10 protein-coding genes are annotated in these 9,789 nt (G+C 34.1%); 3 read left to right on the top strand and 7 right to left on the bottom strand.

Annotated features, from left to right (window positions below; translation table 11 throughout):
• The 3 genes from WFK35_RS16480 to WFK35_RS16470 form a co-directional block, all read left to right on the top strand.
• The coding region (locus tag WFK35_RS16480) for a S41 family peptidase (RefSeq protein ID WP_336733497.1) at positions 1 to 478 on the top strand (478 nt) is incomplete at its 5' end.
• Positions 479 to 606: 128 nt separating this feature from the next.
• Positions 607 to 2,151, top strand: coding sequence for a T9SS response regulator signal transducer PorX (porX, locus tag WFK35_RS16475; RefSeq protein WP_214590620.1), 1,545 nt, complete (start codon positions 607 to 609; stop codon positions 2,149 to 2,151).
• A gap of 85 nt (positions 2,152 to 2,236) precedes the next feature.
• Positions 2,237 to 3,001 (top strand): exodeoxyribonuclease III, encoded by a 765-nt coding sequence (locus tag WFK35_RS16470; protein WP_336733496.1) that lies wholly within the window; start codon positions 2,237 to 2,239, stop codon positions 2,999 to 3,001.
• Between the two features lie 56 nt (positions 3,002 to 3,057).
• On the opposite strand, the gene WFK35_RS16465 is transcribed toward WFK35_RS16470, so the two are convergent.
• From WFK35_RS16465 to WFK35_RS16435, 7 genes are all read right to left on the bottom strand, one after another.
• Positions 3,058 to 3,429 carry a septal ring lytic transglycosylase RlpA family protein gene (locus tag WFK35_RS16465; protein WP_214590622.1) on the bottom strand — a complete coding sequence of 124 codons (372 nt, stop codon included), beginning with the start codon at positions 3,427 to 3,429 and terminating at the stop codon, positions 3,058 to 3,060.
• Between the two features lie 693 nt (positions 3,430 to 4,122).
• Positions 4,123 to 4,863, bottom strand: coding sequence for a hypothetical protein (locus WFK35_RS16460; protein WP_214590623.1), 741 nt, complete (start codon positions 4,861 to 4,863; stop codon positions 4,123 to 4,125).
• 27 nt (positions 4,864 to 4,890) lie between these two features.
• Positions 4,891 to 5,673 carry a hypothetical protein gene (locus WFK35_RS16455; protein ID WP_336733495.1) on the bottom strand — a complete coding sequence of 261 codons (783 nt, stop codon included), beginning with the start codon at positions 5,671 to 5,673 and terminating at the stop codon, positions 4,891 to 4,893.
• A gap of 408 nt (positions 5,674 to 6,081) precedes the next feature.
• Positions 6,082 to 7,383, bottom strand: a complete 1,302-nt coding sequence (gene rimO, locus WFK35_RS16450) for a 30S ribosomal protein S12 methylthiotransferase RimO (RefSeq protein WP_336733493.1) — start codon at positions 7,381 to 7,383, stop codon at positions 6,082 to 6,084.
• Between the two features lie 89 nt (positions 7,384 to 7,472).
• The gene (gene rfbC / locus WFK35_RS16445) at positions 7,473 to 8,018 is read right to left on the bottom strand and encodes a dTDP-4-dehydrorhamnose 3,5-epimerase (RefSeq protein WP_087709307.1); all 546 of its coding nucleotides are present in this window, start codon (positions 8,016 to 8,018) and stop codon (positions 7,473 to 7,475) included.
• A gap of 27 nt (positions 8,019 to 8,045) precedes the next feature.
• The gene (locus WFK35_RS16440; RefSeq protein ID WP_336733492.1) at positions 8,046 to 9,008 is read right to left on the bottom strand and encodes an MraY family glycosyltransferase; all 963 of its coding nucleotides are present in this window, start codon (positions 9,006 to 9,008) and stop codon (positions 8,046 to 8,048) included.
• Between the two features lie 3 nt (positions 9,009 to 9,011).
• On the bottom strand, positions 9,012 to 9,789 hold a 778-nt coding region (locus WFK35_RS16435), incomplete at its 5' end, for an NAD-dependent epimerase/dehydratase family protein (RefSeq protein WP_336733491.1).

Raw genomic sequence — 9,789 nt, 5'->3', positions numbered from 1 at the left:
CGACTCCCGAAATTATCCGAAAATGACAATTTTGCCGTTAAGCAGGTTGCTGCTTCCTGAAAATAAAATTTATTATGAATTTATTTTTCCAGAAACCAATTATTTAAGCAAATTTTACCGCCGTAAAAACAACATCGGAAGAAATAATCCGGATTATTATAAAGGAAATGTGGTCATTCTGGTGAATGAGGTTACGCAAAGTCAGGCTGAAACAACCGTAATGATGCTTAAGCAGCATCCTAAAGCAAAAGTAATCGGAGGCTATACTTCCGGAGCAAACGGTGACGTCATTTCATTTAATATTGCTGGTCTTAAAACGTGTTTTACGGGTTTGGGAGCGTATTATCCGGACGGAAGAGAAACGCAGCGAATCGGGATTATTCCGGACATTATCGTACGTCCTACGGTGAAGGGAATCCAGCAGGGAAAAGACGAAATCATGGAAAGAGCTCTTGAATATTTAAAAAGTGGGCAATAGACAAAACAAAAACACAATTATTACGTTATTTCATTTAACTTATATTTAACTTTACATCTGCGGATTTTGGCAGATTTTAGAATTAATTGGTCAGCAATTTGATACAATAACCATGTAAAAAAATAATTATGTCGGAAAAGATATTATGGATAGATGATGAAATAGATTTACTAAAACCACACATCGTTTTTCTTGAAAAAAAGGGATATCAGGTAACTCCCGTTAATAATGTTAATGAGGCTCTGGAACTCATGGACTCGGAGAAGTTTGCACTGACGCTGATCGACGAGAATATGCCCGGAATTTCAGGTCTCGAAGCGATTCCGATGATTAAGGATAAAGATAACTCACTGAAAATCGTTATGGTAACGAAAAGTGAGGAAGAGCATATTATGGAGGAAGCAATCGGATCGCAGATTGCAGATTACATCCTGAAGCCGGTAAATCCGAACCAGATTTTACTGTCATTAAAGAAAAATCTTCAGCAGGATAATCTTGTGGAGCAGAAAACGATTCTGCAGTATCAGCAGGAATTCAGAAATCTTTCGATGGAGCTTTCTTATTTGAGAACGTATCAGGATTGGGCGGAATATTATAAGAAAATCCTTAACTGGGAAATTAAATTTGATAAAGTAACGGATAATGAGTTTGCGGATCTTCTTCAGTCACAGAAAGAGGAAGCCAATATCCAGTTTGCCAAATTTATTGAAAAAAATTACGAAGACTGGCTTCACGATTCGGATAAACCGATCATGAGCCATACGCTTTTCAAGGATAAAGTGAAACCTGAGGTTGAAAAAGATAAGGTTCTGCTTCTGATGGTTGATAATCTTCGTTATGACCAGTGGAAAGTTATTGAACCTTTATTTACGAAGTATTACAACAAGGTTTCTGAGGATTATTACTACAGTATTCTTCCCACGGCAACGCAATATGCAAGAAATTCTTTTTTTGCAGGTTTAATGCCTTCTGAAATTGAGAAGCGTTTTCCTGACAAATGGTTTAACGATAATGAAGAAGGAAATAAAAATGAATTTGAGCGCGATTTTCTGGAAGATCAGATGAAAAGAATCGGTCTTAGTTCGAAATCCATGAAATATCTGAAAGTATTGAATGCTGATTTTGAGAGAAAGATTTACGACGATTTTAACCAGCACAAAAACAATGATCTGTTGGTAATTGTTTATAATTTCATTGATATTCTTTCTCATGCGAAAACAGATAATCATATTGTGGATCAGCTGATCCGTGATGATAAAACCTTCAGGTCTTTAACGTTGAACTGGTTTGAAAATTCTTCTTTATTGAAAATCATCAAGGTTGCCGCAGAAAACGGTTTTAAGCTAGTGATTACTACGGATCACGGAACTGTTTATGTTAAAAAACCGAGTAAAGTTGTAGGAGACAGAGAAACTTCTACGAATATCCGTTACAAGACCGGAAAAAGCTTAACTTATGACGACAGTGATGTTTGGGCAATTACGAATCCTGAAAAGCTGTTTTTACCGAAAGGAAATTTAAGTTCTAAATATATTTTTGCGAAGAATAATATTTTCCTTGCTTATCCAAAGAACTATAATCACTTTGTGAATTATTATAAAGAAACGTATCAGCATGGAGGAATTTCACTGGAAGAGTGCATCATTCCATTCAGTATTTTGGAACCCAAGTAGTTTTCATAGTTTGACTTCGGGTGACGAGAGGGGCGGAAAAAATCAAAGATTTTTTCCGCTTCTTTTTTATTAATACTTTTGAATTATGAAATTAATCACTTATAACGTTAACGGAATCCGTGCTGCTTTTACGAAAGATTTTTTAGGCTGGCTGAAAACGGCTGATCCTGATATTATCTGCATTCAGGAGAGTAAAGCCGGAAACGACCAGATCGATATTGAAAGTCTCGAAAAACTGGGATATCACAGTTACTGGCATTCCGCAGTAAGAAAAGGCTACAGCGGCGTTGGAATTGCGTCTAAAATAAAGCCCAACCATGTAGAATACGGCTGCGGTATTGAAAGCTATGATAATGAGGGAAGAATCATCCGTGCAGATTTTGATGGATTTTCTGCCATTTCTGTATATGTTCCTTCAGCTTCAAATATCGAACGGCTGGATTTTAAAATGCAGTTTTGCCATGATTTTTTAGAATACATTAAAAATTTAAAGAAAGAAATTCCGAATCTTATTATTTCAGGAGATTTTAATATCTGTCATGAAGCAATAGATATTCATAATCCGAAAGGTTTACAAAATGTTTCCGGCTTTTTACCGATGGAAAGAGAATGGATGACGAATTTCATCAATGAATGTGAACTGATCGACAGTTTCAGGTTTTTTAATAATGAACCCGATCATTATACATGGTGGAGTTACAGACAAAATTCCCGGGAAAGAAATAAGGGATGGAGACTGGATTATAACTTCACTTCCTACAGTTTAAAAGATAAGCTCTCCAGAGCCGTTATTCTGAAAGAAGCCGTACATTCTGACCATTGTCCTGCTCTGGTAGAATTAAGCCTTTAAAACAAAGCAAAAAGCCAACTGAATCAGTTGGCTTTTTAAAATTTAAATCATAAATTTTAGTCGACAATTTCATATTCCACCGGAATTGTACCTCTGCCGGTATCTCCGATTTCATCGAACGCTGCTTTAGACATATCTAAAGCTCTTGATGAATGGTAAGGTCCTCTATCATTTACTTTCACTATTACCTCTTTACCATTATTAAGGTTGGTTACCTTAATGTTTGTTCCAAATGGAAGCGTTCTGTTGGCTGCGGTGAACTTTGCATTATCAAAGATCTCTCCGCTTGCTGTTTTTCTACCGTTAAATTTATCGTGGTAGTACGATGCATAACTTGTTTTTTTCGCATCTATGGCATTCATTTTGAAAGAATAAATACCAAGGGTTGAAATCATCATTATGATTACGAGAATGAATCTTTTCATCATTTTGAAATTTTATTGGTTTTGACAGGGGCAAATCTATAAGGAATCTTTTAAAGTGCCTACTTTATTTGTTAACAAGTGTTAATGAAAGTAAAATTTTATGTTAATATTTTTCTTAACCCCCTATAAACAGGCTACTTAAGACGCACTGTTAAAAAGTGTTAAAAAACAAAAGTAAAAGTTAACAATTTTAACTAAATAATTAAGATTAAGATTTTTTTAACACAATTATTCATCTACCAATCAATAAGTTAATGAATTTTAGCATTTGCTTTTCCAACAAATAAATTTTTAAATCAATTGGGTGATATCACGGTTACACCGACCTACAGTCAATATCAATTAGTATGAATTCAGGATAATAATATTTAGCATTTGATTTAAAAATCATGTAATAAAAAAACATTTTAAAGCATTCTGATTATTTAAACTATAATCATCGCAAAGGCGCAAAATATTCATTAAATACGTTCTCCTCTTAAGCTGCAAAGATTTTATCTACGATGAAATTAAGATTGAATCCTTATTAAAAAATCTTTGATTTTCTTGCGTTTTAAGTTTTGAAACTAATAAAATCCTGTGTCTTTATATTTCCACAATAGAGAATAATTTATTTATAAAAAATTTAAACAAATTCATCAATAAAAAAACCAATGAGAAGTCTCATTGGTTTTGTATATAGATATTTTTAAAATATTATTTGAAATATTCAATAATATAGTCATAAGTATCTGCAGGATAAACAACAGACATGCTTGGAGAACCTGTAACTGCTGCACCGGTTGTTGAATCATAAGAATATAATTCTTTAGAGAAAACTATTTTATTTCCGGTAGAAGCCTTTTTAAAGATTGTAATTCCGTACATTGAAGTAAGACCTGTTGGAACAGCTAAAGTTACTGCTGTTGAACTTCCTGTTGTAGTAAACTGTCCTTTATATGCATAAACAGGATTACCATCTACCAATGTGTTTGTTGCAACACCGGCTAAAGCGTTATTTACAGCATTAAATTTTGCAGAAGCAGCACCTAATGGCAACCATCTTCCATTGGCAATACTTGTAGACTGACCAGGATTAGAGAAGTAATAAAACCCTGGAGTTACAGCTACCTGAACACCTTGTCCTGAAACAGTATTACCTGTACCACTGTTGTAAACAATCATGCCATCAAAAGCAGTTGGGAAAGTTACACCATCTAAATTTGTTGTTTTAAATGTCCATGTTACCAAGTTAGTAGTTGGAAAATACAATCCCTTTCCAACATTATTGGCAGTACCTGTAGATGCTGTATCGAAATTAGAAGAAGCATCAAAGAATGGATTTTCTCCAGTAATATTATTAGCTACGATACCATTACTAGCTACCTGAGCAGATGCAGAGTTAACACCCAATACCGTAAGGGAAATTCCTAATAAGGCTCTAAATATATTTTTCATTGCTTTGTTTTATTAAATATTAATGTATTATCTACTTGCACTGTTCCACCAGTTAGTTCCATCTGAAATAAACATAGCAGCAGAACCTCCGGCTAAGTTAGGAAAGTTCAAAGGCCATGCAATACCATTTGCATTTGTAGGAGCTACAGCACCCCCCGTATTATTTCTAATCATAAGAACTCTACCAGTATTTGCTCCTGTCGGGCTTGGTAATGCAAGCTGTCCGCTAATAGCATTATTTGTAATAACAACTAAATAGTCGCTAGAATTCCAATCTACGTTAGTAGAACCTGTATATGTTCTTACACTGGTAGCGTATACAGCACCCTGTGTCTGGAAATTACCATTCACGATTGTTTTTGCTGTTCCCGTAGAAAAAGTTAAATTATTGTTGTTTTGTGTTACAGTTCTATTTCCTGCTAAAGTACCATCATTAAGATAAATACTTGTATCAGTAGCAGAACCTCCTCCACCTACGGCAACCCAAACTGAGTTTGTTGCATCATAGTAGTAGAATCCAGTGGCAGTAATATTTACTGCTTTTCCAGAAGCAGCACCATCAGCAATTGAGGAAACAAATGCCAATGCCCCGTTCTGTGTTGCAGTATACACAGCATCTTTTGCCTGTAACTGACCTCTTGTCAAACGAGGGACCAATAATGCGTCCGGCTTAGTTGCGTCAGTAGGAGTACCGACAACATCTAAAGTAGCAGCGGGAGTAGTTGTATTAATCCCCACTCTTCCTTGCTGAGCCTGAGCGATTGCTACAAATCCGACTAACATAGTCGCTGTTAATAAAAATTTTTTCATAAGTTTTTAAAGATTTTAAATTACATTTTAACTAACGAATGTGTTTCTCAGATCAGGGTGCCATCCCCAATGTGTGCATCCATTAGTAAAAATAAAATATTTTTAATTATATAATTTCAAAAAACATTTTTTTTACATTTTATAAAAGCTTAATTGATAGCTTAATACTTATGTAAAATCTCTTTATAATGCAAAGTTAATATTTTTAAAATTATTTTCATAACAATAGATGAAAAAGTTTTAACAATTTAATTTACAAAAACAAAAGAGCATTGATAATCAGCAAATTAAAAAATTAACACTCGCGATTTCATAAATGTTAATTTTTATTAATAAATCAATAACATTATATTAATCAGAACAATATACGCCTTTTTTTAATAAAAAATCAACTAATTGGGAATAATTTTAAATTAATTCGCCATACAGATCAAACTCCTCAGCCGAGGTAATCTTTACCTCAGCAAAATCTCCGATAGAAATATATGTATTTTCTGCAGAAACCAAAACGGTATTATCTACGTCCGGAGAATCATATTCTGTTCGTCCAATGAAATAATTTCCTTCTTTTCTGTCGAAGATACATTTATACACGTTCCCAATTTTCTCCTGATTTTTCTCCCATGAAATCTGGGACTGAATCTCCATAATTTCTTCTACTCTCGCTTCCTTCACTTCCTGCGGAATATCATCTTCCAATACATAAGCTCCTGTATTTTCTTCGTGAGAGTAAGTAAAGCATCCTAGTCTGTCGAATCTCTGTTCTCTTACCCAGTCTTTAAGTTCATTGAAAATTTCCTGAGTTTCTCCGGGATAACCTACGATAAGTGTTGTTCTGATCGCCATATCCGGAACTTTTTCTCTGAATTTTGAAAGAAGAGCATCCGTTTTTTCGTGAGTAGTCCCTCTCTTCATCGATTTTAATAAATCTGAATTGATGTGCTGAAGAGGAATATCTATATAGTTGCAGACTTTCGGTTCTTCTCTGATGATATCCAGAACATCTTCCGGAAATCCGCTCGGAAAAGCATAATGAAGACGAATCCATTCAATTCCTTCCACTTTTACCAATTCTTTTAAAAGGTCTCCAAGCGCGCGTTTTTTATAAATATCTAAACCATAATAAGTAAGATCTTGCGCAATCAAAATCAGTTCTTTGGTTCCTTTTTTTGCCAATTTCTGTGCTTCTGTAACCAGTTTTTCAATCGGAGTTGAAACGTGACCTCCTCTCATGAGAGGAATTGCACAGAATGAACAAGGTCTGTCGCAGCCTTCGGAAATCTTTAAGTATGCGTAATGTTTGGGTGTAGTGGTTAGTCTTTCCCCAACCAATTCGTGTTTGTAATCTGCTCCTAAATGTTTTAATAAAACAGGAAGATCTCTCGTCCCGAAATATTGATCTACATCCGGAATTTCTCTTACCAGATCCGGCTTATATCTTTCCGAAAGACATCCTGTTACAAAAACTTTCTCAACTTCTCCCCTGTTTTTTGCTTCTACATAATCAAGAATCGTATTAATAGATTCTTCTTTTGCATTGTCTATAAATCCGCAGGTATTAATTACAACAATGTCTCCTTTATCTTCATGTACCACTTCTTTGCCATTGGCTTTAAGCTGACTCATTAAAACTTCGGAATCATATACATTTTTGGAACAACCCAACGTTACTACATTTATTTTTTTCTTCCCTACAGATTTTGTACGCATCTTTTTGATTTTGAGTTTGCAAAGATACAAAATATTGAAGAGTCTGTATTAAAAAATAAAAACCACTTCAATAAGTGGCTTTCATAATATTAAAAATTCTTTTCTTTAAAGCTTGCTGCATTTTCATCCTTTTCAGAAAGTACAGCTTCACTGTCAGAGATTTTCCAGTCGATATTCAGATCCGGATCGTTATATTTTACGCATCCTTCTGATTCTTTATTATAAAAATTATCGCATTTATAAGAAAAAACTGCAGTTTCACTTAAAACAGAAAATCCATGTCCAAAACCTCGTGGAATATAAAGTTGTGTTTTGTTTTCCGCCGTAAGCTCAATCCCAAACCACTTTCCAAATGTAGGTGAATCTTCTCTCAGGTCTACAGCAACATCCCAGACTTTTCCTTCCAGACAGGATACCAGTTTTGCCTGTGCGTGTTCTCCTTTCTGTAAATGAAGCCCTCTCAAAACACCATAAGAAGATTTTGAAATATTATCCTGCACGAAATGTCCATTCATTCCGGTAAGTTCCTCAAATTTCTTTTCATTGAATTTTTCGAAAAAATATCCTCTGTCGTCTTCGAAAATTGTCGGTTCTATAATATAACAGTCCTTTAAAGGAGTTTCTTTTATTTTCATAACTTTTATTTCTTGAATCAGTACTTATTATAGTTGATATTGTTTTTTCAAGCTCCATTTCAATCCGAGATAAATGATGCCTATGGGAATAAAAATCACAGGAATAATAATCCAGATTGCCCAGTGTGAATATATTAAAAATAAATTTATAATTGCCTGCACCAAAGCATAAACAAAACTTATCAGCAGATGGGAAACCTTTTTTTCGTTGGCAAAAAGCTGGTATAAATGTCTTCTGTGTGCCTCAAATATATTTTCTTTAAGCAGTAATCTTTCTATTATGGTAAGAACTACTTCGATTCCGTATACGGAAAGAAGAAATATATATTTATAGTCCTGAGTTTTCATAATTAATAAGGTAATAAGACCGATTACCCAAAAAGCAATTCCCATACTTCCGACATCACCCGCGAAACATTTTGCTTTTTTTCTGAAGTTAAAGAACAGAAAAACGACGCAGGCTAAAACAGGATAAAGAATAAAGTTTTCATCGGTGAATGAAATTACTTTTTCATTAATGTATAATAATGATGATAAGCCAACTAAACTGTATAAACCTGTCATTCCGTTGATGCCATCCATAAAGTTATAGGCATTCAATGTACCAATAATCAGAATAAACAATATAGGCCAAACCCAGATTGGCATCACATTGAAAGCTCCTGTAAAATACAGCAGTAAAACCACGGAAATAAAATGAACGGAAAGCCTTATTTTATTTGAAAGGGTTACAATATCATCTATAAAACTGATCGTACTTATTGCCAGTAATCCTAAACCAAATGACCAGTAGTTTTCTATGACTTCATTAAAGTTAAATGCAGAAAAGATAATGAAAGCAACAGGAAAAATAATTCCTCCTCCCCTCAATGTGATCTGTGTATGTGCACTTCTGTGATTAGGCTTATCAATAATATTGTATTTATCTGCTATTCTAAAATAGATGAGCATAGATATAAAAAGCAGAATTGTTACGATTAAAAATTCCATAGTTTACAGTTGAAATTTTTCTATTACGTTTGAAGGATTATAATTTAATTCTCTCTTTATTTTTTCATTAGAAAATGTAAGAGAATCTGTTATTTTTCTCAATTTTAAAGAATTAATCGGAGCTTTATTTCCCAATAAGTCACCCACTAAAGCCATTGATTTTGCCAGAAAAAAAGGAATACTTTTCGGAGATTTCTTGTTTAATTTGGCTGAGATTTTTTCAGAGATTTCTTTAAAAGCAGGATTTGCATCATCGCAAACATTATAAATTCCACCCTCTTTTCCCAGCATTTTCACGGTTATCTCAGCAAAATCTTCCACCCAGAATACACTTTTTCTTGCTGTTCCTCCTGCAATATTAAAATATTTTCCCGATTTAATCGCTTTAATCATATCTCCCAGATTCCCCGGAGGATTGGGTCCTGCAATTAAAGAAGGTCTGAGAATGAACAATTTTACATTCTTTTCTTTGCACCATTTAGTAAGAAATTCCTCTGCCATCAATTTGCTTTCAGCGTAAGGCGTGTATCCTTCCAATGGCATATCTTCAGTTATATTTTCACCGAAATCTTTACCATAAACAGCCACTGTGCTTATAAAAACAAAATATTCCGGCAGATTTTCTTCCAAAGCATTACAAAGGTTTTTTGTTCCTTCAAAATTTACTTTGTAAAATACACTTTCTTCTTCCTGAGTTTTAGGAACAGAATGCGCTTTACCAGCAGCATGAAAAATAATATCAAACTTTTCTTTAAAAGGAGTTATGGCATCGGTAATATTG

Source organism: Chryseobacterium sp. VD8 (genome assembly GCF_037149975.1).
In the GTDB taxonomy this organism is placed as follows: domain Bacteria; phylum Bacteroidota; class Bacteroidia; order Flavobacteriales; family Weeksellaceae; genus Chryseobacterium; species Chryseobacterium indicum.
This window is presented reverse-complemented; position numbering and strand designations above follow the sequence as displayed.

What these genes read in the sequence shown, in the direction of transcription:
- rfbC (WP_087709307.1), bottom strand. Translation starts at nt 8,018, where the DNA reads ATGAAAATAAAAGAAACTCCTTTAAAGGACTGTTATATTATAGAACCG.
- WFK35_RS16470 (WP_336733496.1), top strand. Translation starts at nt 2,237, where the DNA reads ATGAAATTAATCACTTATAACGTTAACGGAATCCGTGCTGCTTTTACG.
- WFK35_RS16465 (WP_214590622.1), bottom strand. Translation starts at nt 3,429, where the DNA reads ATGATGAAAAGATTCATTCTCGTAATCATAATGATGATTTCAACCCTT.
- WFK35_RS16460 (WP_214590623.1), bottom strand. Translation starts at nt 4,863, where the DNA reads ATGAAAAATATATTTAGAGCCTTATTAGGAATTTCCCTTACGGTATTG.
- WFK35_RS16455 (WP_336733495.1), bottom strand. Translation starts at nt 5,673, where the DNA reads ATGAAAAAATTTTTATTAACAGCGACTATGTTAGTCGGATTTGTAGCA.
- WFK35_RS16440 (WP_336733492.1), bottom strand. Translation starts at nt 9,008, where the DNA reads ATGGAATTTTTAATCGTAACAATTCTGCTTTTTATATCTATGCTCATC.
- porX (WP_214590620.1), top strand. Translation starts at nt 607, where the DNA reads ATGTCGGAAAAGATATTATGGATAGATGATGAAATAGATTTACTAAAA.
- rimO (WP_336733493.1), bottom strand. Translation starts at nt 7,383, where the DNA reads ATGCGTACAAAATCTGTAGGGAAGAAAAAAATAAATGTAGTAACGTTG.